This window comes from Neisseria sp. P0016.S008 (genome assembly GCF_051957775.1).
GTDB lineage: Bacteria > Pseudomonadota > Gammaproteobacteria > Burkholderiales > Neisseriaceae > Neisseria > Neisseria flavescens_B.
The window spans coordinates 177,676-202,328 of record NZ_JBQCWB010000001.1; the positions used below are offsets into that span (position 1 = coordinate 177,676).

Below are 24,653 nucleotides of genomic sequence, written 5' to 3' on the forward strand. Positions count from 1 at the left end.
CATGAAAAGCCCATTTAAAAACATCGGTATCGTTACACGTCCCAATACGCCTGAAATTCAAGATACCGTCCACACATTGGTTTCTTTTCTGCGCGAAAACGGCTTTACCATCTATCTGGATGAATTGAGCGTAGAAGAACACTGCGTCTATATCCAAGATTCCGCCTACTGCGAAACCGTAAACAAAGCCCAGCTGGGCAAATACTGCGACCTTGTCGTTGTACTCGGCGGCGACGGCACCTTCCTCTCCGCCGCCCGTGAAGTAGCCCCTCGCGCCGTCCCCATCATCGGCATCAATCAAGGCCACTTGGGCTTCCTCACCCAAATCTCACGCGACACCATGGTTGAGGGCATCCGCCCCGTACTGGAAGGCAAATATCTGCCCGAAGAGCGCATCCTCATTGAAGCCAGCATCATTCGCGACGGCGAAACCATTGAACGCGCCCTCGCCCTCAACGACACCGTACTGTCTCGTGGCGGCGCAGGCCAAATGATTGAATTTGAAGTATTTATCAATCAAGAATTTGTCTATACCCAACGTTCGGACGGCCTGATTATTTCCACGCCGACAGGTTCGACCGCCTACGCGCTTGCCGCCGGTGGCCCCATCATGCAGGCTGGCCTGCACGCCTTCACACTTGTGCCTATCTGCCCGCAATCCATGACCAACCGTCCGATTGCTATCTCCGACACCAGCGTGATCGAAATCCTCATTACCAAAAGCGGCGACGCACGCGCACATTTTGACGGACAATCCCATATCGACGTGCAAAACTTCGACCGCATCATCATCCGCCGCTATCATAACCCCTTGCGCGTCCTTCATCCTACCGATTACCAATACTTCAAAACCCTGCGTCAAAAGCTGCACTGGGGCGAACAATTAATTTAACCAACTTCAATAAACAGGCTTACCATGAAAAACATTTCAAAAACCTTAATCATCGCGTTGTGTGCCCTTTCCTCCCTATCCGTCTCCGCGCACGGCATGCACAAAAGCAAACCCTTGTCCTTTGAAGAATTGCCGAAAATCTGCCAGCAATACTTTACCCGAGCGGATGCGTGTTACCAAAAAGCAGGCGATAAAGCATCGTTCCAACGCGACAACACAAAATACCTGCGCCAAATCCTGCCTGCCGCCGACGTAGGCCAACGTGAACGCATGTGCCAAATTGCCATGGATACATTTGCTGAAAAAACAAAAAACTTGAGTTGCGAATAAAGAACTCTGTCTTATTTCTGATTCCATAAAAAGGCCGTCTGAAACATTGGATTGTTTCAGACAGCCTTTTTGAGATAGCTATTAAGGTAGGGAGCAGCCTTCAGGTAACAAAATCTTACAATTCTTGACAGTTTGATCTGCTTTGTATCGTGCCATAGCAGCAGCCTCAGCCTTTCCTTTTTCTTTTGTTTCGAAGAAAGATTTCGATTTGTCTGGTTGTTTATTTATTTGTCCTTCTGCCATTGCAATACAACTATTTCTAACCCAAGTAACTATTTTACAAGGGGCCTTAGAGTCCCCTTGCCTACATTGAGTCAACGCCGCTTTCTTTGCTTTAGATAAAGAATCTTGGTTTAATACACCGCTTACATCGGCTGTATCCATATTCATCGCCACGGCACCGTATTTAGAAGGGATATGAACAATAACTGGAGTTTGTTGTTGATTCATGGAGCCGTTGTAGTAAGGATCATTTGCCAAAATGGGAGCCATACAGTGTGGATCTCCTGATTGGCCGCCACCTACACCCGGAGAACAAGCAAAAGAAAATATGGGAAACAGACCCATGCAAAGAATGAAAGCTAATTTCTTCATGATACTATTCCTGAATTTATTGGATTATTTGGTCTTTTACTGCCTGTAGCTTGCTCTAATGCTAACTAATGTGTCATTGGAAGCCAAGTCAATGACGATAGCTTCCATCACGCCAAGCATGACATATAAAAATCGTTGGCAGCACATAGTATAGCTATTTTTGAAAGAACAGGTCAGTTTTATAAACAAGAGGCATAAAATAAAGATGCACGCAACCTTGCCAACCGTACCGCAAGACCGCAAAACTCCATGCTCAAATATCGCACCATTGCCTGGCCGCTCCGTCCGCGCTGGTGTAAGACTGACGTTCTAAGTTGAAAATAAAACAAACCGGATTCCCAGTTGATGGAAATCCGGTTTTCTTTTTTGATTATTCGATTTTCAGATGGCCTTTTATACAGCTTAAGAAAAGACATAAATCATAAGCAACTTATTTCAAGATGTCCCGTTTTCATCTGATACTACAAATATTCCTTTAAAACCTATTATATTTTCTCCACCATATTTCCTTGTTTGGAAACCAAAAGCTGGTCGATTTTCAAATTTTCAGTATCGATGATTTCAAACTTATAACCGGCATAAACCAGAAAATCCGTACGCTTCGGGATTTTGCGCAGGGAATACATCATAAAGCCGGCGATGGTTTCATAATTTTCCGAATTGGGAAACTCTTCAATATCCAGCGCGCGCATGACATCGGTAAGCGGCGTAGCACCGTCCACCAACCATGTATCTTCGGTACGGCGGATGATTTGCAGCTCTTCTTCGGTATTAACCAGCTCGCCCATCACAATGCTCATCACATCTTTCAGTGTTACCACGCCGACCACCAGCGCGTATTCGTTCACCACTACGGCAAAGTCTTCGCCGGAAGTTTTGAAGGTTTCTAATACATCATAAAGTGACAGCGTGTCGGGGATGAACAAGGCTTTACGCAATACACGCTTGTCAGTCAGGCGGACGTCTTTTTCTTTTAAAAACAAAGTCAGCAGCGTATGCGATTCGATATAGCCGATGACGCGTTCCAAGTCGCCGTCGCACACGAGGAATTTATTGTGCGGTTTATCCGACATCATTTCCAACACGGTATCGCTGTCGTCATGTTTATCAAAATAGACGATATATTCGCGCGTGCTCATGGTGGAAGTAACCGTACGCTCCTGCATATCGAAAATATTTTCAATCAGATAGTGTTCTTGTTCTTTCAATACACCAGCCTGCGCGCCTGCATCAACGACGGCATAAATATCTTCCGAGGTCAGCTGCTCCTGACGGACGGTTGAGATTTTGAAGAGTTTGAATATTGCGTTTGCCAATCCGTCAAAAACCCAGACAAGGGGCTTTAAGATAAAAATCAAAAACATCATTGGACGGACAATGCGTACCGCCACCGCTTCGGGATGGGTCATTGCCATGCGCTTGGGCATCAGGTCGGCAATTAAAATAAAGCTGCCTGTAACCAGCGAGAAAGTCAGCAAAGAGGCAACTGTGCTGCCCCAACTGCCTGCGTTCTCCAAAAGTTTGCCAAAATACGGACGTATTGCCGCCTCGCCGACAATACCGGCAAGAATGGCGACGGCGTTCAAACCAATTTGGACAACGGTAATAAAACTGCCCGGCTGCTGCTGCATATTGATTACGTCAAGCGCACGCGTATCGCCGCCGTCTTTCGCCATGACCTGCAATTTGATTTTGCGTGCCGAAGCAAGCGCAAGTTCGGAACAGGACACAAACGCGCTAATAATAATCAGCAGGCACAATAATAGTAAGGCTTCAAAAATATTCATGAAAATATGTGTGTATGGTATAGGTTAAAAATACTCAAACAGCAAAGGCCGTCTGAAAAATTCAATTTGATCTTAGATTTGTATTATGTATATTTATTGTTTTAATCATCCAGCGCTTCTTCATCCAAGGATTTCAACCATTTCAGCTTTTCGCCAATTTTGATTTCCAATCCGCGAGGTACAGGTTGGTAGAAATTGGGTTCGTCCAAACCATCAGGCATATAGCTTTCGCCGGCGGCGTAGGCATTGGGTTCGTCATGGGCGTAGCGGTATTCGCGTCCGTAACCCAATTCTTTCATTAACTTGGTCGGCGCATTGCGCAGGTGGACAGGCACTTCGTCGCTGGCATTTTCTTTGACGAAACGGCGCATTTGGTTGTATGCCTTATAGCCTGCATTGGATTTGGCAGCGGCGGCGAGATACAACACGGCTTGCGCCAAAGCGAGTTCGCCTTCTGGAGAACCCAATCGCTCATAAGTAGCAGCGGCATCATTGGCAATCGTTAACGCACGCGGATCAGCAAGTCCGATGTCTTCCCATGCCATACGGACAATGCGGCGGGCGAGGTAGCGCGGATCGGTACCGCCGTCGAGCATACGGCAGAACCAATACAGCGCGGCATTCGGATGCGAACCGCGCACGGATTTGTGCAACGCGGAAATTTGGTTGTAGAAACTCTCTCCACCCTTATCAAAACGGCGGATTTGCGCGCCCAAGCTGTCGGCAAGAAATTCGGCGGTTAAGGTTTTCAGACGGCGTGTATCGGCAGCGCGTAAAAGCTGTTCGATCAAGTTCAACAATCTGCGCGCATCGCCGTCGGCAGTATTGACGAACAATTCCTGCGCATCGGCTTCAATCGTGAAATCTCGGTATTCGGGCAAGGCCAATACTTTGGCAATCAGTTTCTTGAGATCGTCTGAAGACAAGGATTGCAAAACATACACCTGCGCGCGGCTCAACAGCGCAGGATTGACTTCAAATGACGGATTTTCCGTGGTAGCACCGATAAAAGTTAACAAGCCGCTTTCGACATAAGGCAAGAATGCATCCTGCTGCGCTTTGTTGAAGCGGTGTACCTCGTCAACAAACAAAATCGTCGCGCGCCCTTGCTGCAAGGCAATTTCAGCTTTCTCGATTGCCTCGCGTATGTCTTTCACGCCGGAAAATACTGCAGAAACAGGCAGAAACTGGGCATTAAAACTCTGCGCCAAAATCCGTGCCAGCGTGGTTTTGCCTACACCCGGTGGCCCCCACAGCAACATAGAATGCGGCTTTTCTCCCTCGACCGCCACGCGCAAAGGTTTACCTTCGCCGATTAAGTGCTGCTGCCCAATGACATCGTCTAAAGAGTGCGGACGCAGGCGTTCGGCTAAAGGGGCTTCGGGTTGGCGGGCGAAAAGGTCGGACATAGTGGCTTTCGTGCTGGCTGATTGAAAAGAAAACTCTCTAGCATTATACGGCAGTTTCGCAAACGCACATATCGGGCCGCATTACGGTATAATACATGCTATTTTGAGAACTCTTCAGGCGTTTCAGACGGCCTTGCTTACAGGAAACATCATGACTTCAAAAACTCTTTTGGCAGCTGTTACATCAGCTTTCTTATTGGGTGCATGCGCTACCGGCGGAGAATCTTTCGGCGGTTTGGGCAGCGGTACAGGTATCGGAAGCAGCGTAGTGAAAATGGCGGTAGACAGCCAATGCCGTACCGAATTAAACAAACGCAACGAATGGCGCGTCATTGCTTTGGCCATGAGCGCGGAAAAACAAGCCGAATGGGAAAATAAAATCTGCGGCTGCGCCAGCGAAGAAGCGCCAAACCAATTGACTGCAACCGAAATGATGCAGGTATTGAGCCCTGCAACCCGCGAGCAGGCCATTGCTTCCGTTACCGCGAAAACGGTTACCGCCTGCTTCAAACGACTCTACAAATAATCGTTCAGACGGCCTTTTTTAATATCGAGGCCGTCTGAATTCGTTTTGACTTTCTATTTGAATTTTAAATATATAGAGAAGAAACCATGAAATACATCAGCACCCGCGGTGCAACCGCACGCAAGCAATTCAGCGAAGTTTTATTGATGGGCTTGGCTCCTGACGGCGGTTTGATGCTGCCTGAGCAATATCCTCAAATCGACCGTGCTACCTTAGACCAATGGCGCACACTCAGCTACCCTGAGTTGGCGTTTGAAGTCATGAGCCTGTTTGCCACCGACATCCCTGCTGATGATTTACGCGACATCATCAACCGCACCTACACCGAAGAAGTATTCGGCACCAAAGCCATTACTCCGGTGCGTACACTTTCAGACGGTATCAAAATCCAAGCCCTCTCCAACGGCCCGACTTTGGCATTCAAAGACATGGCCATGCAATTCTTGGGCAATGCGTTTGAATATGTATTGAACAAAGAAGGCAAAGAACTCAATATCTTAGGCGCCACCAGCGGCGACACCGGCTCTGCCGCCGAATATGCCCTGCGCGGTAAAAAAGGCGTCAATGTCTTCATGCTGTCGCCGGAAGGTAAAATGAGCGCATTCCAACGCGCACAAATGTTCAGCCTGCAAGATGCCAACATCCACAATATCGCCGTTGAAGGTATGTTTGACGACTGCCAAGACATCGTCAAAGCCGTACAAAACGATGCCGAATTCAAAGCCAAATACCACATCGGCACAGTCAACTCTATTAACTGGGGCCGTATCGTCGCCCAAGTCGTGTATTACTTTGCCGGTTATTTCAATGCCACTTCGAGCAATGACGAAAAAGTCAGCTTCTGCGTGCCAAGCGGCAACTTCGGCAATGTCTGCGCCGGCCATATCGCCCGTCAAATGGGCCTGCCTATCCACCGCTTGATTGTTGCCACCAATGAAAACGACGTATTAGACGAATTTTTCAAAACCGGCGCATACCGCCCGCGCAACAGCGAACACACCCACGTTACTTCCAGCCCGTCTATGGATATTTCCAAAGCCTCCAACTTCGAGCGTTTTGTGTTTGACCTGATGGACCGCGATGCAGACGAAATCAAAACCTTATGGGCTGAAGTAGACTCCGGCAAAGGTTTCAATTTGGAATTTGTATTAAACAAAGTACATCAACAATATGGCTTTGTTTCCGGCAAATCGACCCATGCCAACCGCCTTGCCACCATCAAACAGGTTTACGAACAAGACCGCGAATTGATTGATCCGCATACTGCTGATGGCATCAAAGTAGCGCGTGAAGTCCGCGAAGCCAGCGAAACCATCGTCTGCCTCGAAACCGCGTTGGCTGCCAAATTTGAAGCCACCATCCATGAGGCTGTCGGCGAAGTTTCCATCCCCCGTCCGGCCGCATTGGAGGGCTTGGAAAACCTGCCGCAACGTGTCCGTGTTGTCCCTAATAACGCAACGACAGTAAAAGACATCATTAAGGAAGCTTTGGCTTAACCGGCTGTCTTTGACGACTGAAGAGGCCGTCTGAAACTTTTCAGACGGCCACAACTGGTGCTTGAGAAGTGGATAACATATTGCCAATCCTACCGCATCACAGTCGTTCTTATTATAAAATCAAGGCGTTAAAATAATACCAACTCCTTTTGACTTTCAATTGCAAACATTGTAATGACAGATATTTTCGTTTAGAATTGCATGTTTGCTCTAAATCTGGATTGATATGCAGACAACACAAGCCACATCCAACTGGGAGCTGTACAAGCGTTTGCTTGGATATTTAAAAAGCTATTGGAAGATGTTTATCGTCTCCATAGTGGCCATGCTGATTGTCGCCGGTACGATGCCGGCTTTCGGTTACTTGCTCAAACCTTTGATTAATGAAGGTTTTGTCGATAAAAACATGAAAAGCATGTCATGGTTGCCGCTGGCAATTGTGGCGCTGTTTTTCGTTCGCGGCCTGTTCAACTTCATTAACGAATATTGCACGACGTATCTGTCCAGCCACTTGGTGCAGCGCTTGCGCGGTGAAATGTTCAACAAAATGATGCACCTGCCTACTTCGTATTTCAGCAGCAATACCGGCGGCCGTTTGATGTCTCGTATCTTGAACGACGTCAATCAAATTACCGATGCGGGATTTAACGTCATTACCGTGATTGCCAAAGACGGCGTAAGCGTAGTCGGCCTGTTGGGTTTGCTGACTTATCTAAACTGGCGTTTGACCCTGATTACTTTTATCATCTTGCCGGTTGTTGCTGTATGTATCCAAACAGTCAGCAAACGCCTGCGCAAACTGTCTGCCAACAACCAAATTTATCTTGGCCAGCTGATGCAGGTCTTGGGTGAAAGCATTAATGGTGAACGCGTTGTAAAAATCTACGGCGGTCAGGATTATGAAAACCGCCGCTTCAACTGCATTGCCGATGATGTGCGCCGCAACCTGCTCAAACAGGTTTCCGCCAGCTCTGCAGGTACCGGCATTACGCAATTAATGGCTTCGGTTGCACTGGCCGCGATTATTTACGCAGCAGCCCGCCAAGCAGGGCTTTCAGGATTTAGCGCAGGCGATTTTATGTCGTTTTTGTCGAGCATGATCATGATGTTTGACCCCATCAAACGCATGACTGGCGTGATGCAATCCCTGCAGCGCGGTTTGGCGGCGGCAGAAAGTGTCTTCACCTTTTTGGATCAACCTGAAGAAAGCAACGAAGGCAAACAGATTCTCAGCCCAAACCCTGGCGATATCGAATTTTGCGATGTTGTACACCGTTATCCCGAAGCCGAACGCAACAGTTTAAACCATATCAACCTGCTTGTCCCACAAGGCAAAGTGACTGCATTGGTCGGCGCATCGGGTTGCGGCAAAACCACCCTGGCCAATATGTTGCCGCGCTTCCTTAATCCGGATGAAGGCAAGGTCTTGATTAGCGGCGTTAACATCAATGAATATACACTAGAAAGTCTGCGCAGTCGCATGGCATTCGTCAGCCAAAACGTTGTCCTGTTTAATGGTACGATTGCTGAAAACATTGCCTATGCTCAAGCCGGTAACTTCAGCGAAGAAGAAATTATTAATGCTGCAAAAGCAGCTAATGCTTGGGAATTTATCCAAAAAATGCCGCAAGGCTTGCACACTGAAGTTGGTGAAAACGGTTTAAAACTGTCCGGCGGCCAACGTCAACGCCTCGCCATTGCACGTGCGCTTTTGAAAAATGCGCCGATTTTGATTTTGGACGAAGCCACCAGCGCATTGGATAATGAATCCGAACGTTTAGTGCAAACCGCATTGGAAAACCTAATGCAAAACCGTACCACTTTAGTGATTGCCCACCGACTTTCAACCATCGAAAAAGCCGACAATATCGTTGTGATGCACGAAGGCAATGTAGTCGAACAAGGCACTCATCATGAACTAATCAGCGCAGGCGGACGCTATTCCGACCTGCACAGCCTCAGCGAAAAATCAGCCAAACCGGCAAGCCAGTAGCTGAACACCATATTCCATTCTTTTTATTAACCTCGGCCGCCCCGACCTATCCTTTTCAGACGGCCTTATCCGACAGGAAATATCAATGGCAGCATTCAACACCCAGAAAGTCTTGTCCGTACACCACTGGACCGACGCTTACTTCACTTTCACCTGTACCCGTGACGAATCTTTGCGCTTTGAAAACGGCCAATTCGTCATGGTCGGCCTGATGGTAGACGGCAAACCGCTGATGCGCGCATACAGCGTGGCTTCTGCCAACTGGGAAGAGCACCTGGAATTTTTCAGTATTAAAGTACAAGACGGCCCATTGACCAGCCGCCTGCAACACCTTAAAGTCGGCGACGATGTCCTCATCAGTAAAAAACCGACCGGCACATTGGTTGCCGGCGACCTGAATCCGGGCAAACATCTCTACCTCTTGAGCACCGGTACCGGCATCGCCCCTTTCTTGAGCATTACCAAAGACCCTGATGTTTACGAGCAATTCGAAAAAATCATCTTGGTTCACGGCGTACGCTACAAAAAAGACTTGGCATACTACGACCGCTTCACCAAAGAATTGCCCGAACACGAATACTTGGGCGACTTGGTTAAAGAAAAACTGATTTACTACCCGATCGTTTCACGCGAAGAATATGTACACCAAGGCCGTCTGACCGATTTAATGCGCAGTGGCAAACTCTTTGAAGACATCGGCCTGCCTAAAATCAATCCGCAAGACGACCGCGCCATGCTGTGCGGTAGCCCAGCCATGTTGAAAGATACCTGCAACGTCTTGGACGAATTCGGCCTGACCGTTTCTCCGAAAACCGGCGTTCGCGGCGACTACCTGATTGAGCGCGCATTCGTCGATCAATAACGTACGTCAGCAACAGGCCGTCTGAAACCCTTCTTTCAGACGGCCTAAAACCTTAATAATTTATCCCACATTATGCCTACTCTACTCATCATCCGTCCGTCCAACCGTCCACAGCAAGATATCCAAACCTGCCATGCAGCCGGTTGGCAGGCTCAGGTATTGAGTCCGATTGAAATAGAGGCGGATCGTTCGGCGCTAAAAAAACTTCCCGAACAATTCAAGCAAGCCGATGTGGTGTTTTGGGTCAGCCCCACCGCTATTGAAACCGCAGCGCCTCATCTGAACTTTTCAGACGGCCCTAAAGCACATATTACCGTCGGCCAAACCAGCCAACATACTTTGGCGCAATTCTCCCCTTACCCCGTCTTCTCTCCCGAAGATGGCAACGACAGCGAAGCCGTCTTGAGAATGCCTATTTGGAAAAACCTGCCACTCAACGCCCGAGTTTTAATCATTCGAGGCCATAGCGGCCGTGATTTTCTGGCAGACAAACTGACCGAACTGGGTTTCCAAATCGACATCGCCGAGATCTATTTCAGACGGCCACACCCCATCGATTGGCAGAACTTTAAAATCGAAGACATCGCCGCCGCCTACGTCACATCCGGCGAACTCGCGCGCGAATTTTTCCATCAGATTCCGCCGCAATTTTCCCGATTCTTCAAATCCTTGCTATACTTTACCCATCATCCGCGCATTGCCGATGCACTTCGCATTGTCGGCGCCAAACATGTAGAAACCGTCACTTCTTTATCCGCAGCACTTTCATCCATGCCACAAAGGAGCCAAGCAGTGAACAAAGTCAAAGATAATAAAGATACCCAACAAGTTGCCAATACGGCAGCTCCGGCGCCTGAACATTCTGAAAACACCAGGCCGTCTGAACAAATCAAACCTACCCAACCTCAGCAAGTGGAGGCGAGCATGCCCGAGTCCAACAATCTCCCACAAAACAACGCCCCTGTTATCATCAAACAATCTGGCGGCAAAGCCTTGGCCGCAGGTGCGACCGTCTTAGCACTGCTTGGCTTGGGCGCGAGCGGATTCCTGTTTGTACAGGGTCAAAATGTTTTAAAAAATCAAGAGCTCGAATTCAACCAAAAAATCGACAAAGCTGCGTTGGGCGAATCTGAAAACGCCAGCCTTTTAAAAGACAACCTCAACCGCCAAACCGCTATTCAGGCCGAGTTAGACCGCCTGAACAACGGTCAAAAAAGCAATAGCGATCAAATCCTGCAAATGCAGAAAGCTTATCAAGAGTTACTCAAAGGCCGTATCAACTGGCTGGTCGACGAAGCCGAATCCATGTTGAACACTGCTTCGCAACAATTGATGCTGTCAGGCAACCTCCAAGGCGCGGTCAGCGTATTGGAACACATTGACAGCCGTTTAAGCCGTTTTGAACAGCCTGAGCTTATCCCCATCAAGCAAGCCATCAGCAATGATTTGGCCGCACTGAAAAACCGTCCTTATGTCGATATTTCCGCTACTGCCTTGCGTATTGACCGTCTGGAAACCGGTATTTCCGGCCTGCCTTTAGTCTTGGACGGCGTATTGAAACCAGGTGCCGCGCCTGTCGAAGCTGCCAATTCAGGAACTTGGTGGGAAAATACATGGGAGAAATCCCTCAATGCCCTCAAAGGCTTGGTTGAAGTCCGTCATCTGGACAGCAACGACGCCATGTTGATTTCGCCCGAACAAACCTACTTCATCCGTGAAAACCTGCGCCTGCGCCTTTTGGATGCGCGCATTGCCCTGTTGCAACACAACGGCGAAGTGTATCAAAGCGATTTGAACAACGTTGAAGCAAGCGTGAAGCAATACTTTGACAGCAAATCCCCTGCTACGCAGTCATGGCTGAAAGAGTTGGCCGAACTCAAAGCCCTTGATGTCCGCATGATTTCAGACGACAGCCTGAAAGCCAGCTTAAGCGCAGTTCGTGCTTATCAAGAAGGTTCGCGTACACAAATGACGACCGAAGAAGCTACGCAAACCCAAGCTGCCGACAAAACCGCTTCCGCTCCGGCTGCGACTACCGAGCAAGCCACAACTGCTGCACCGGCTGCCGCTTCTGCACCTCAATCTCTGGAAGCACCTGCTTTGCCGTCTGAAAACAAAAAAGAACCGGCCGCCGAAGCTGCCAAACCACAAAACCAAACCAAGCCTGCTGCCAAAATTAAAGGAGAGCAAGCATGAAAACCGTCGTTTGGATTGTCATTCTGTTTGCCGCCGCCGTCGGTTTAGCCTTAGCTTCCGGCATTTATACCGGCAACGTGTACGTCGTTGTTGAGCAAACCATGCTGCGTATCAATCTGCATGCCTTTGTTTTAGGTCTGCTGTTGAGCGTATTCGTCTTGTATTTCCTGATTAAATTCGTGTTCGGCCTCTTGAACATTCCGGCGCGTATGCAACGCTTCGGCATTGCCCGCAAAGGCCGTCAGGCTTCTGCCTCTTTGAACAGCGCAGGTCTGGCATATTTTGAAGGCCGTTTTGAAAAAGCCGAACAAGAAGCCGCCAAAGTCTTGCAAAACAAAGAAGCAGGCGACAACCGTACCCTGGCTTTGATGTTGGGCGCGCACGCGGCCGACCAAATGGAAAACTTCGAATTGCGCGACCACTACCTGCACGAAATCGAACAGCTGCCACAAAAACAACAGCTTTCCCGCCATCTTTTGCTGGCCGAATCTGCACTGAGCCGCCGCGATTATCCGACTGCCGCACAAAACCTTGAAGCCGCAGCAAAAATCAATAGCAACTTAAGCCGCCTGGTCCGCCTGCAATTACGTTATGCCTTTGATCATGGCGATGCTTCAGATGTCTTGGCAAAAGCGGAAAAACTGGTCAAAGCCGGCGCCATCAACGATTACGAAGCTGAACAGTATCAAAATTGGGCATATCGCCGCCTCTTAAGCGAAGCAACCGATGCAGGCAGTCTGAAAGCCTGTTTGAAACAGATTCCCGAAAGTGTGAAGTCTGGCGAATTGTGCGTCGCGATTGCCGAAAAATACGAGCGCTTGGGCTTGTATGCCGAAGCGGTCAAATGGGTTAAAACCCATTATCCGCAAACCCGCCAACCCGAGCTATTGGAAGCATTTGTCGAATCCGTGCGTTTCCTAAGCGAGCGCGAGCAACAAAAAGCCATCGACTTGGCAGATTCTTGGCTGCAGGAACAACCCGACAATGCACCGCTGTTGATGTATCTTGGCCAACTGGCCTACGGCCGCAAACTTTGGGGCAAAGCCCAAGGCTACCTCGAAGCCAGCATCGCCCTGCAACCCAGCGTATCCGCACATTTAGTCCTAGCGCGCGTGTTTGATGAAACCGACCAACCGCAAAAAGCGCAAGAACAACGCAATCTGGTTTTGGAAAGCGTGGCCGAAGAAGAACATCCGGCAGCACTCCCTCAACCAAATTGATGTGCTGATTTCGCATTAAGCGACAATATGAAATCTACAACAGAACCAACCATTTAATCATTTCAGACGGCCTCAATACATATCTAAGGCCGTCTGAACTTTGTCCAACACACCAAATCAGAAAGCCTATTTATCATGACTGCTCTGAAAAACGACACTTTCCTCCGCGCCCTGCTCAAACAGCCTGTCGAATACACGCCCATCTGGATGATGCGCCAAGCCGGACGCTATCTGCCGGAATACAAAGCCACGCGCGCACGCGCAGGCAGCTTTCTCGATTTGTGCAAAAACACCGAGCTGGCAACCGAAGTTACCATCCAGCCTTTAGAACGTTTTGATCTGGACGCAGCAATTCTGTTTTCCGATATTCTGACCGTTCCCGATGCCATGGGTTTGGGCCTGTATTTTGCCGAAGGCGAAGGCCCGAAATTTGAACGCGCCTTGCAACACGAAGCCGACATTGCAAAACTGCAAGTTCCCGACATGGAAAAACTGCAATACGTCTTTGATGCAGTGACTTCCATCCGTAAAGCACTGGACGGCCGAGTTCCGCTGATCGGCTTCTCCGGCAGCCCGTTCACACTCGCCTGCTACATGGTTGAAGGCGGCAGCAGCAAAGAATTCCGCACCATCAAAACCATGATGTATTCACGCCCTGATTTGCTGCATAAGGTCCTTGACACCAATGCCCAAGCCGTTACCGCTTATCTCAACGCCCAAATCGATGCCGGCGCACAAGCCGTACAAATTTTCGACACTTGGGGCGGCGTGTTGAGCGATGCCGCATTTAAAGAATTCAGCCTGAAGTACATCCGACAAATCGTTGCCGGACTCAAACGCGAAAGCGAAGGCCGCCGCGTGCCTGTTATCGTATTTGCGAAAGGTGGCGGCTTATGGCTGGAAAGCATGGCAGAAATCGGCGCAGACGCATTAGGCTTGGACTGGACTTGCAACATCGGCGAAGCCCGCCGTCGCGTCGGCGAACAAGTTGCCCTGCAAGGCAATTTTGATCCGTTCGCCCTCTTTGGCACACCGGAATCTATCCGCACCGAAGTCGCACGCATCCTTGCCGACTACGGCAACGGCAGCGGCCATGTATTCAACCTCGGACACGGCATCAACCAACACGCTGATCCGGAACACGCCAAAATTTTGGTCGATACCGTACACGAATTATCCCGTCAGTATCACCGTTAATTAAAGCAACTCAAAGGCCGTCTGAAAGCAAAAATACGATTATCGAGTAAATTTGCTTTCAGACGGTTTTTCTATATACTTAATATCTGAAGCTTATCAGCTGACACCTTCAAACTTAAAAACACATCCATTCCCGCTACCGAATATGAATTTTTTAAAAGACATCACCTGGACCGAAATTTTCATCTTCGCCCACACCTGCGCCGCACTCGTCTGTATGCTGCGCGTGTTGTACAAACAAAAAAACATCGGCTCAACCTTTGCCTGGCTGATTATCCTATTCCTTTTCCCCGTATTCGGAACCATCGCCTACATCCTTATCGGCGAGCCTCGTCTAGGCATTGCCCGCGCCAAACGTACCGGAGAAATGAACCGCTTCTACCGCAACTTTGCCGCCACCCATCTAGCCGATATCTATCTCGACATTGCCGACCAAGTCAAATCACGTTACCACGGCATCAGTAAAGTTGCCGAAAAAGGAACGGGGCTGGGTGCAACCAAAGGCAACGCCATGAGCCTGCTCTCCACCACCGATGCCATCATCGACAGCATGCTTGCAGACATACGCGCCGCAACCCATTCCTGCCTGCTGGCCTTTTACATTATCGAGCCCAAAGGCCGCATCGAAGAAATTCTAAATGAAATTCTTGCTGCAGCAGATCGAGGCGTTGACTGCGCTATTCTGGCCGACGCCGTCGGCAGCAGGAGTTTTTTTGAAAGCAATTGGATAGAGATACTGCGCCAAGCAGGCGTTGGAGTACATACCTCATTGCCTGTCGGCATCTGGCGTACATTATTCACGCGCACCGACCTGCGCAACCACCGTAAAATCCTCGTTATCGACAGTAAAATCGGTTATACCGGCAGCTTCAACCTCGTCGACCCACGCTATTTCAAACAAAACTCCGGCGTCGGAGAATGGGTCGATGCCATGATGCGCTGTACAGGTCCTATGGTTTTGGAACTGTCTGCCGTCTTCTTCGCCGACCTCGCCGTCGAAACCGATGAAAACCTCCAAAACGTACAAACATACCTCAACCAAGCCCAAAGCCTGCTGCCCCAAATCCTTCCTGAAAAAATGCAGCAAGGCGATATTGTTGCCCAAATTATTCCATCCGCTCCCGAGCAAGGCAGCTTCGTTATCTACGAAACCATCATCAGCGCCATCTATGCCGCCACCAAACAAATCACGATCACTACCCCCTACTTTGTCCCCGACGAGCCGCTTCTCATGGCATTAACCGTTGCCACCAAACGCGGTGTCAAAGTGACCCTGATACTGCCTGCCAAAGTCGATTCACTGATGGTGCGCTATGCCTCACGCGCCTACTACCCTATGTTGCTGGAAGCCGGTGTCAATATCGCCATGTTTGAAGACGGTCTTCTACATGCCAAAACCATGACCATTGACGAAGACTACTCCCTCTTCGGCACGGTCAACATGGACATGCGCAGCTTCTTCCTCAACCTAGAAATCAGCCTCGCTATCTACGATCGCGACACCACCAAACAAATCTGCCACCTGCAGCGCAGCTACCTTAAAAACAGCAGCTATATTGCCATCAAATCATGGCAACAACGCTCCAAACTCCGCGGCCTCGTGGAAAATGCCGTCCGCCTGATGAGTCCTTTGCTGTAAAACATAAATATTTAGGCCGTCTGAAAGATACTTTTCAGACGGCCTTTTTATGCGGAAACAGATTAATCGACTATACAAGCTCATAAAATCAAAGTCCGGTTTATTTTTAAATCAGTTCGAGATATCCCATTATGTTTTAATTGCTATAAATAATTTATCTTATTTTTACAGCCAGGCTTTCTACCCAATTAGATTAATAGGATAGAATACGGATAATTTTCATATTATCTAACGTATTCAAATTGTTAACCAATTAAATTATCTCAGGAGCAATTATGTTCAAAATAAAATTTAAATTGTGGCTGCCAATGCTATTGGCTGCAATTTTGGCTGCTTGTTCTCAACAATCCCCCTCGTCCGAAGCTCCTGCCACAGCCGAATCAGAAATAGCCAACCAAAGCGTAGAAACAGCAGAAAAACTAGGGACCAGCTGGGGAGATGAAGTACAGTCTTCCGTTCATTCCGTAGATTTGCGCCGTGTTACTAAAAACCCTTTGGCAGAAGGCGTATTGAATTACTCTGCCAAAGATTATCGTGGTAAAAAAATCAACTCGATTTCTTTAGCCGCAGGTAAAGTAGAATTATCCGTACAATCTGACAATGGCGACCTGTTTCCAATCTTCCGCGACGGCAGCAACTACTTTTTACAAGGGAAAGACGGTCAGTCATACCGTTTGGTTTATAAGAACAATAGCAATAAAACTTTGGAAATCGTAGCCAGCGTAGATGGTTTGGATGTCGTCTCAGGCCAAGCAGCCAGCAGATACTCAGATGGCTATGTTCTGTACCCACATGATTCACTGGTAATCGAAGGCTTCCGTAAAAGTGACGATGCTGTAGCATCTTTTGTATTCAGCAATCCAGAAGACTCTTACGCCGCAAACTCGGATAAAGGCTCCATCAAAAACACCGGTGTAATTGGTACAGCAATTTTTGAACTGTACGAACCGACACAAAAAACCAGCGAACCTGACGCATTTCCAGCCGATAACGGATATGCCCAACCACCTTCCAAATAAAAAAGCCCCTTCGTTTACATACTCACAAACTGTATAACCGAACTTATTAAAACCAAAGGCCGTCTGAAATTCAGTTTTCAGACGGCCTTTTTTATATATAAAAATCATATCGTTCTTTTATTTTAAATCAGATGCTTAAGCGATCATTTACACCAACCAAACAAACCAATACCTATCCCTATTCCAAACTGCATGGTTACAAATAATTTGACAAAGTCATTTTTAGGGATATAATATTTCTAATATATGATTTTTATTATATATATTTATTTATAGATGATTCATTCTGAAACAAGGAGCAATAAAATGAAACGAAACTTGGGTACTTTGGATCGCGTAATCCGTATTGTTATCGGCGTAGCGCTGATTGCTGCAGCCGCTACCGGACAAATTGGCTGGTGGGGTTGGCTGGGCATCATCCCCCTGGGTACAGCACTGATTGGCAATTGCGCACTGTACAGCTTATTGGGCATCAACACCTGCCGCATCAACAAAAAATAACGAAGGCAAAACATGAGTACGGTCGGACAACTCCCGCGAATCACGCCTTCCGAAGCAATGGCAAAAATCCGTGAGGGCGCGTTGGCAGTGGACATCCGAAGCCAAGCCGAATATCGGGGCGGGCATATTGTCGGTGCATTATCCCTTCCGCCTGAACGGCAGCGAGACAAACTGCCCGATGATACAGCCCCATGCCTGATTTTTTATTGCCTGAGCGGTAAACGTACAACACGGGCAGAAACAATATTGTCAACGCTTGGCCAAGGTCGCGAATGTTATATTCTAGAAGGCGGCTTACTGGCATGGAAGGCTGCAGGGCTTCCTATTGTTGCCGACCGTGCCGCACCGGATATCATACGGCAGGTGCAAACCATTGCGGGCAGTTTGATTCTGTTGGGCGTGCTGGCAGGTTGGTTGGTATCGCCTTGGTTTTATCTGATAGACGTGATGGTCGGCGCAGGCCTATTAACGGCCGGGCTAACCGGATTCTGCGGCATGGCTCGCCTGCTGGCCAAAATGCCATGGAATCATTAAGCAAAGGCCGTCTGAAAGTTGCTGCTGAGGCCATTATGACTGATAATTCGACCTCCTCATTTGCCGAAAAGCGTGAAAAATGACCATTGCCGACAATCAACCGCCCTACGAAGAAGCCACCGCTTTTCTCAAACTTCTGGCCAATCCCAACCGTCTCGCCGTATTGTGCAAACTACATGAAAGGCCGCACAATGTAACCGAGTTGGCTGAATCATCCGGACTGCCGCAAGCGGCAATGTCCAGCCAATTAGCGCTACTGCGTGAAGCCGGTTTGGTATCGTTTGAAGTAAACCATCGGGAACGGCAATATTACATTGCCGACCCGAGGGTAACCGAGATGATACAGTTGCTGTATTCCTTTTTTTGTGCAGAAAAATCTTAAAATGTTATCGAAATAGGATAGTCAAAAAATCTATCCTATTTATAATTTTAAAGGCCGTCTGAATCTTTTTCAGACGGCCTCTACTATAATTTTTAGTCTTGCCATATCATCTCGTGTTTAGAACCATAAGTAATCTTCTTGATATTGCTTTCAAGAGCAATTTCTTTATCTAATGTTCCTGAGTATTCCGAACCTGCTAATTTTTGAAATAAAGTAATATTCAGCTCATCGTTGCGGCTAGTTGTTTTGATATCTGAAATACCCATTGCACTATTGCCTAATAAGCCTGTCAAATGCACCTGTCTATTATCCTTAGCTTCATTGACAGTAATTTTAAAATTCTGAATATCTTCCAACTTAATTTCATCAGTGAAAAAGCAGCCGGATAATATCAAGCCTGTTACTCCCAGCATGTTGCCTTAATTTTCATCATCATTTCCTAATCAATTTATTAGCCGTAGAGTGGATATTATTTAATCTGACAGTTTTGCTATTTTCAGACGACCTTTTTATACTGCTTCTGTATTCACACTTAAAGCATGCATGCGTGCCGCACACTCCCCTGTATGTAGGTTTGACGTGCACTATTTAAAAACATGATGAGCGGAGATATTTGGCTGCACAACGGCTGCCTGAAAATCAGCCCGAGCCGCCATGTCAAGCTGGAAACGTGGGATGCCATTGATGCAGACGATGTAATTTTATCATTGGATAACAGCCCTGAAGAAATCGGATCGGGCTTAAGGTTGGCATTGAGCCGCTGCCAATAATATTTGACAAAAGGTCGTCTGAAAGCTGGAAAATTGTTTCAGACGACCTTTTTTACATTCAAAGCCCGTGTGCGTTCGTGCCGTACACACCCTATCTGCAGCTTTCATGCGGGCTATGGCTTATTGTTGGTAAAAATTTGAGTTAGTTTCACATTATTATTTTATGATGCTTTCCAAGTTTTCGTATCGAATTAAAGCATTATCCAAGGCCGAGTTTGGTACTATCTGTAATGGTTCTTCATGTAAAAGACGGTATACGGGGTTAATTAAGAGTTCTTGGAAGTTATGGGAATTTATTTTCAATAAGTCGATACTATAATGCCAAAATTTATCTCCGTAGTCATAGTTTGACCAGATAATCGCATTATTTTCTAACGAAAATGATCCAGGCTCTTCATCAAAATATAAAATTTCTTCTATTGGATATTTAATAAACCATTCGCTATCATGCCTTATACCTGATGAACTAATATGAATTAGAGGTCTATCTATTTGATTAGGAATTGCAACACTTTCATCACTAAATGAAAATTGGAAGTTAATAAACCTATAAGCTAGATCATCGGTTAATTTTCTTTTTTTCTTATCAAATATGGCGATACTTATATTACACCAAGGTACTAAATACCCGCTATTTGAATAATGATAACTTTCTTTATGATTTGAAGCTTTAAATTTTGTACTACTATCAAGAAATTTATCTAACGTATTGATTAGTAGATACTTTAGTGCATTAATTTCTATAAAAAATTTATCCAATTCGTTTAATGCAGTTGTAATATTCCTGCCTTGTTCTAAATAATTATCCATTGTTAACCTTCCATTGGTTTTTCAATTGAGGAACATTGATCCTAGTAAAATCTACTAATTCAAATGTTTTATTATCCCATACTAAATAACTTGGGATACGAAGTAAAGGAAAGAAATTAAATCGTTTAATATTCAGCTTTTCTAAAAATAATTTTAGATCATTCATATAAATATGATAATTTTTTAATTCAGTATTATTGCATTCTGCTAACACTATCTCTAAAAACTGCAACCAAGTAACTGCATACCAAGGATAATTTTTCTTTTTTTCATAAAAATTAGGGTGAATACTACTGGCTATATAAATTAAACATGTTTTCTCCTCTTGGAAATTCTCCCACTCTCTCTCTAATTGATCTTCCATAAAATGAGAGTTGATTCCCCATTTTAGTTCAACAATATAGTTTTCCTTTTTTCCATCAACACAAAAAGATACTAACAAATCTGGCTCAGTAATCTTTATTGATTTATCCTTCCATTTATGTTGTTTGCGGCTCCAAAAAACAATTTCATGAGTAATATGAATATTGTTTGGAATATCTTGCCTAGATAAAAGACGAAAAAAACGGTATATGGCTTTAGAATCAAGATATTTCATGACTCCAAAAATAGTAGATGTAATTTCATCTTCTCGTGGTATGCGTTGATGGTTACCTTCAGATTGAGTAGAAAATTTCTTTTTAGCATCTTTTAACCAGCGACTGCTTTTACCATGTATAACAGCATGAAGCATTGCGTATCCTTTTTAATTTAATATTTTATATGCTAATTATTTTGAAATTGATTGACAATTTGGTAGTATAGATTGCTAAAAAAATAGTTGTGTGAAATTTTTAAACTATATGTGTACTTCATGGTGCATACTATACTTATACAGGCTAAACTTGTTCTAGACATCACCAATGATATTCTGTTTTCTGTATAAATGGTATTGCAGGTCGTCTGCAAAATTTCAGACGACCTCTTTTCACTAGCCCCTAGTTTGCTATCACTCTTTCTTTCAAAGTCTTCAACACACTCTTCACCGTCTTAATCCTCGTCCCCACATCCTCCATCTGAGCCGTAAACTTCAACTTGTCTGCCCCTGCCAGCCGGTATTTTTTATCTGTCTGAATCAGCAGGATGATTTCTGTCGGGTCGATTTGGTGGTGATTGCCGAAGGTAACGGTGACGGCTTCGCTGGTCGCATCGATGGCATCTATACCCAATTCTTTTGCCGCAAGCCGTAAGTGGTGGCTTTCAATCAGGGTTTTGACGGGTTGTTCGGGCAGGCCGAAGCGGTCGACCAGTTCTTCATGTATGGCGTTGATTTGCTGCACGGTTTCGCAGACGGCGAGGCGTTTGTAGAGGACGAGCCGTTCGTGGATGTCGGGGCAGTAGCTTTCAGGCAGCAGGGCGGGGCTGTGCAGTTTGATTTCGGTGGTGATGCCCAACGGTGCGTCGAGGTCGGGCTGGCGGCCTTTTTTGAGGTCACGCACGGCTTGTTTGAGCATTTCGGTGTAGAGCGTGAAGCCGACCTGTATCATTTCGCCGGACTGCCCTTCGCCAAGGATTTCGCCTGCGCCGCGGATTTCCAAATCCTGCATGGCGAGGGTGAAACCTGCGCCGAGTTCGTCTGCCGCCGCGATGGCGTCGAGGCGTTTTTCTGCGTCTTTGGTGATGTATTCGGGCGTGAGCAGGTAGGCGTAGGCTTGGTGGTGGCTGCGGCCGACACGCCCACGAAGCTGGTGCAATTGTGCCAGTCCGAATTTGTCGGCGCGGTTGATGATGATGGTGTTGGCGTTGGGGATGTCGATGCCGGTTTCGATGATGGTGGAACAGAGCAACACGTTAAATCGTTGCTGTAAAAAGTCGCGCATGACTTGTTCCAGCTCGCGCTCGCGCAGTTGTCCGTGCGCTACGCCGATGCGGGCTTCGGGCAGCAGGGTTTCCAGCCGCTCGCGCATATTTTCAATCGTATCCACTTCATTGTGCAGGAAAAATACCTGCCCACCGCGTTTAAGTTCGCGCAACACGGCTTCGCGCACGCTGCCTTCGCTGAACGGTTTGACAAAGGTTTTGACGGCGAGGCGGCGGCTGGGTGCGGTGGTAATCAGCGAGAAGTCGCGCAGACCTTCGAGCGCCATGCTGAGGGTGCGTGGAATCGGCGTGGCGGTCATGGTGAGGATATCAACATTGGCGCGCAGGCGTTTGAGCTGTTCTTTTTGGCGCACGCCGAAGCGGTGTTCTTCGTCGATAATCACTAAACCTAAGTTTTTGAATTTTATGTCGTCCTGAACCAATTTGTGCGTACCGATAACGATATCGACCGTGCCGTCTGCCATGCCTTCCAGCGCGGCTTTGGTGGCTTTGCTGTTGTTGAAACGCGAAAGGCTGGCGACTTTCACGGGAAAATCGGCGAAGCGGTCGGCAAAGTTTTGCGCGTGCTGCTCGACCAGAAGCGTGGTCGGAGCGAGTACGGCGACCTGTTTGCCGCCCATCACCGCCACAAACGCGGCGCGCAGGGCGACCTCGGTTTTGCCGAAGCCGACATCACCGCACACAAGGCGGTCCATCGGCTTCGCCTGCGTCAAGTCTTTAATTACGGCAGCAATGGCGGCGGCTTGGTCTTCGGTTTCTTCGTAGCCGAAACCGTCGGCAAACGCCTGATAGTCCAACTCGTTGATTTCAAATTTGTGTCCCGATTGGGCGGCGCGTTGGGCGTAGAGGTTGAGCAACTCGGCGGCGGTATCACGCGCTTTCTCAGCGGCTTTGCGTTTCGCCTTGTTCCACGCACCGCTGCCGAGCTTGTGCAAAGTAACGTTTTCATGCGCCTGACCTGAATAGCGGCTGATTAAATGCAGTTGCGAAACAGGCACATAAAGCTGCGCTTCGCCCGCGTATTCGAGCAACATCATTTCGTTGGTTTCGCCGCCCAAGTCCATTGTGACCAAGCCCATATATCGGCCGATGCCGTGTTCTTCGTGCACGACAGGGTCGCCGATATTGATTTCGGCAAGGTCGCGCAACAGGCCGTCTGAAACGGCGGCGTGTTTCTTACGATGATGTTTGCGCGAGCGGGCAACATATTGATAAAGATCGGATTCGGTAATAACCGCGATGTTTTGATCTTCTAATTTAAACCCGTAAGCCAACGGCGCCACTGTAATCATCAGCGGCTCATGCGCCGACAAAAAGCCCTGCCAATCGGATACAGGTTTGGCTTTCAAACCGTTTTGCTGCAAGAAACCGAGCATGGTTTCGCGCCGTCCCAAACTTTCAGCGCACAGCAAAATTCGTCCGTCAAAGGCCGTCTGAAAATCCTTCAATGCCTGCAACGGTTCATCTGCTTGGCGGTTGACGGCAAGGTCGGGCAGAGTATGTTCCTTACCGGAAACATCGGGCAGCACCTGTCCGTAGTTTTTCAGACGGCCTGCAAAAATATCAGCAGAGAGATACAAATACTGTGGAAGCAAAGGCGGATAAGTTTCATCGCCCTGCGCCATGGCGTAACGCGATTTGACGTCGCTCCAAAAGCGGTTTGTCTCGGCGTGAACATCGCCCAATGAAACAAACAACGCATCTTCGCCGATATAGTCAAACAGCGTTTCCAACTCGTTTTCAAAAAACAGCGGCAGATAATATTCCACGCCTGCACCGAAATGGCCGTTGCTGACGGCTTTGTACACAGCCGCATCGTTCGGATTGCCATCGACTTCCTCGCGGAAACGGCTGCGGAAGATTTTTTGCGCCTCGCTGTCGGTGGGGAACTCGTGCGCCGGCAGCAGGCGGATTTCAGAAACGGGGGAGATGGTGCGCTGCGTTTCAGTGTCAAAGGTTTTGATGCTGTCGATTTCATCGTCAAACAAATCAATGCGGTACGGCATTTCGCTGCCCATCGGGAACAAATCGACAATGCCGCCGCGCACGGCAAACTCGCCCGCCGCGACAACGTGGGAAACATGGTTGTAACCCGCATCCACCAAATCACTTTTCAGACGGCCTATATCCAAAGTCTGTCCTGTTTTCAGCCAAAACGTGCGCCCTGCCAGAAACGGCACAGGCGGCAGCTTCTGCATCGCCGTGGCAACCGGTACGAACAACACGTCCGCCGCGCCGCTTTTAATCTGCCACAATGCCGACAAGCGCTCCGACACCAAATCCTGATGCGGCGAAAAACGCTCGTAAGGCAGCGTTTCCCAGTCCGGCAGAAACACTGCCGTATCGTGCGGACGGAAAAACAGCCAGGCCGTCTGAAGGCGTAGCGCCTGTTCCGCATCTTGGGTCAAGACAACCTTGAGCTGCTTATGCGGCAAATAACGCGCCAAAGCCAAGGGCAACGAGCCTTGAGACAGATTAAGCCAACGGGATTTTTCACGGGGTTTGGGAATCGGATAAGTCATGACAAAACAGTTTGTAATAAGTAAATACAAGCACCATAGGCCGTCTGAAAAATTTTCAGACGGCCTTTAGCGATCAAATAGATTTTCAATTTTACTGGATACAGGTTTAAAAGA

General features: G+C 47.7%; 21 protein-coding genes and 1 pseudogene. 15 read left to right on the forward strand and 7 right to left on the reverse strand.

The features are described 5' to 3' along the window. Nucleotide 1 precedes the first annotated feature (1 nt). Together ACTHS8_RS00890 and ACTHS8_RS00895 are read left to right on the forward strand one after the other, a co-directional pair. On the forward strand, nucleotides 2-892 hold the full coding sequence (locus tag ACTHS8_RS00890) for an NAD(+) kinase (RefSeq protein ID WP_039863638.1): 891 nt from the start codon (nucleotides 2-4) through the stop codon (nucleotides 890-892). Between the two features lie 24 nt (nucleotides 893-916). Further along, the gene (locus tag ACTHS8_RS00895; RefSeq protein WP_003685482.1) at nucleotides 917-1,222 is read left to right on the forward strand and encodes a hypothetical protein; all 306 of its coding nucleotides are present in this window, start codon (nucleotides 917-919) and stop codon (nucleotides 1,220-1,222) included. Between the two features lie 81 nt (nucleotides 1,223-1,303). Here ACTHS8_RS00895 and ACTHS8_RS00900 read toward each other — a convergent pair whose 3' ends face one another. From ACTHS8_RS00900 to ACTHS8_RS00910, 3 genes are all read right to left on the reverse strand, one after another. Further along, on the reverse strand, nucleotides 1,304-1,816 hold the full coding sequence (locus tag ACTHS8_RS00900) for a DUF4189 domain-containing protein (protein WP_295709533.1): 513 nt from the start codon (nucleotides 1,814-1,816) through the stop codon (nucleotides 1,304-1,306). A 485-nt stretch (nucleotides 1,817-2,301) separates the two neighbouring features. Further along, entirely contained in the window at nucleotides 2,302-3,603 is a 1,302-nt protein-coding gene (locus ACTHS8_RS00905) for a hemolysin family protein (protein ID WP_295709536.1), read from the reverse strand. Nucleotides 3,604-3,704: 101 nt separating this feature from the next. Next, on the reverse strand, nucleotides 3,705-5,012 hold the full coding sequence (locus ACTHS8_RS00910) for a replication-associated recombination protein A (protein ID WP_440372711.1): 1,308 nt from the start codon (nucleotides 5,010-5,012) through the stop codon (nucleotides 3,705-3,707). 151 nt (nucleotides 5,013-5,163) lie between these two features. On the opposite strand from ACTHS8_RS00910, the gene ACTHS8_RS00915 reads away from it, so the two are divergent. From ACTHS8_RS00915 to ACTHS8_RS00970, 12 genes are all read left to right on the forward strand, one after another. Further along, complete coding sequence (locus ACTHS8_RS00915; RefSeq protein WP_063068685.1) at nucleotides 5,164-5,538, forward strand: hypothetical protein; 375 nt, start codon at nucleotides 5,164-5,166, stop codon at nucleotides 5,536-5,538. A gap of 86 nt (nucleotides 5,539-5,624) precedes the next feature. Next, nucleotides 5,625-7,034: a threonine synthase gene (thrC, locus tag ACTHS8_RS00920; protein ID WP_440372712.1), complete on the forward strand. Its 1,410-nt coding sequence runs from the start codon at nucleotides 5,625-5,627 to the stop codon at nucleotides 7,032-7,034. A gap of 226 nt (nucleotides 7,035-7,260) precedes the next feature. Continuing rightward, the gene (gene msbA, locus ACTHS8_RS00925; RefSeq protein WP_440372713.1) at nucleotides 7,261-9,027 is read left to right on the forward strand and encodes a lipid A export permease/ATP-binding protein MsbA; all 1,767 of its coding nucleotides are present in this window, start codon (nucleotides 7,261-7,263) and stop codon (nucleotides 9,025-9,027) included. Between the two features lie 85 nt (nucleotides 9,028-9,112). Beyond that, the gene (locus ACTHS8_RS00930; protein ID WP_049328975.1) at nucleotides 9,113-9,889 is read left to right on the forward strand and encodes a ferredoxin--NADP reductase; all 777 of its coding nucleotides are present in this window, start codon (nucleotides 9,113-9,115) and stop codon (nucleotides 9,887-9,889) included. Nucleotides 9,890-9,961: 72 nt separating this feature from the next. Further along, nucleotides 9,962-12,085, forward strand: coding sequence for a uroporphyrinogen-III synthase (locus tag ACTHS8_RS00935; protein ID WP_440372714.1), 2,124 nt, complete (start codon nucleotides 9,962-9,964; stop codon nucleotides 12,083-12,085). Then, entirely contained in the window at nucleotides 12,082-13,305 is a 1,224-nt protein-coding gene (locus ACTHS8_RS00940; protein WP_440372715.1) for a heme biosynthesis protein HemY, read from the forward strand. The genes ACTHS8_RS00935 and ACTHS8_RS00940 overlap by 4 nt, the downstream gene beginning before the upstream one ends. Nucleotides 13,306-13,440: 135 nt before the next feature. Continuing rightward, nucleotides 13,441-14,502: a uroporphyrinogen decarboxylase gene (hemE, locus tag ACTHS8_RS00945; RefSeq protein WP_250590106.1), complete on the forward strand. Its 1,062-nt coding sequence runs from the start codon at nucleotides 13,441-13,443 to the stop codon at nucleotides 14,500-14,502. A 145-nt stretch (nucleotides 14,503-14,647) separates the two neighbouring features. Next, nucleotides 14,648-16,141: a cardiolipin synthase gene (gene cls, locus ACTHS8_RS00950; protein WP_440372716.1), complete on the forward strand. Its 1,494-nt coding sequence runs from the start codon at nucleotides 14,648-14,650 to the stop codon at nucleotides 16,139-16,141. A 275-nt stretch (nucleotides 16,142-16,416) separates the two neighbouring features. After that, a complete protein-coding gene (locus tag ACTHS8_RS00955; RefSeq protein ID WP_440372717.1) occupies nucleotides 16,417-17,160 on the forward strand; it encodes a hypothetical protein in 744 nt (247 codons plus the stop codon). Between the two features lie 306 nt (nucleotides 17,161-17,466). Next, nucleotides 17,467-17,661 carry a YgaP family membrane protein gene (locus ACTHS8_RS00960; RefSeq protein WP_003685761.1) on the forward strand — a complete coding sequence of 65 codons (195 nt, stop codon included), beginning with the start codon at nucleotides 17,467-17,469 and terminating at the stop codon, nucleotides 17,659-17,661. A gap of 12 nt (nucleotides 17,662-17,673) precedes the next feature. Beyond that, entirely contained in the window at nucleotides 17,674-18,195 is a 522-nt protein-coding gene (locus ACTHS8_RS00965; protein ID WP_254342335.1) for a rhodanese-like domain-containing protein, read from the forward strand. A gap of 79 nt (nucleotides 18,196-18,274) precedes the next feature. After that, nucleotides 18,275-18,577 (forward strand): ArsR/SmtB family transcription factor, encoded by a 303-nt coding sequence (locus ACTHS8_RS00970; protein WP_049322138.1) that lies wholly within the window; start codon nucleotides 18,275-18,277, stop codon nucleotides 18,575-18,577. Nucleotides 18,578-18,669: 92 nt separating this feature from the next. Here ACTHS8_RS00970 and ACTHS8_RS00975 read toward each other — a convergent pair whose 3' ends face one another. Further along, a complete protein-coding gene (locus tag ACTHS8_RS00975; RefSeq protein WP_254342337.1) occupies nucleotides 18,670-18,990 on the reverse strand; it encodes a hypothetical protein in 321 nt (106 codons plus the stop codon). 165 nt (nucleotides 18,991-19,155) lie between these two features. Between ACTHS8_RS00975 and ACTHS8_RS00980 the strand changes: the two are divergent. Further along, nucleotides 19,156-19,347 (forward strand): annotated as a pseudogene (locus ACTHS8_RS00980) (contact-dependent growth inhibition system immunity protein); the annotation flags it as partial. Between the two features lie 156 nt (nucleotides 19,348-19,503). Here ACTHS8_RS00980 and ACTHS8_RS00985 read toward each other — a convergent pair. The 3 genes from ACTHS8_RS00985 to mfd all read right to left on the reverse strand — a co-directional run bounded on the left by ACTHS8_RS00985 (nucleotide 19,504) and on the right by mfd (nucleotide 24,539). Further along, nucleotides 19,504-20,157, reverse strand: a complete 654-nt coding sequence (locus ACTHS8_RS00985) for a hypothetical protein (RefSeq protein ID WP_254342339.1) — start codon at nucleotides 20,155-20,157, stop codon at nucleotides 19,504-19,506. Continuing rightward, complete coding sequence (locus tag ACTHS8_RS00990) at nucleotides 20,150-20,890, reverse strand: hypothetical protein (protein ID WP_440372718.1); 741 nt, start codon at nucleotides 20,888-20,890, stop codon at nucleotides 20,150-20,152. The genes ACTHS8_RS00985 and ACTHS8_RS00990 overlap by 8 nt, the downstream gene beginning before the upstream one ends. Before the next feature lie 244 nt (nucleotides 20,891-21,134). After that, nucleotides 21,135-24,539 (reverse strand): transcription-repair coupling factor, encoded by a 3,405-nt coding sequence (mfd, locus tag ACTHS8_RS00995; RefSeq protein WP_440372719.1) that lies wholly within the window; start codon nucleotides 24,537-24,539, stop codon nucleotides 21,135-21,137. Nucleotides 24,540-24,653: the final 114 nt, after the last annotated feature.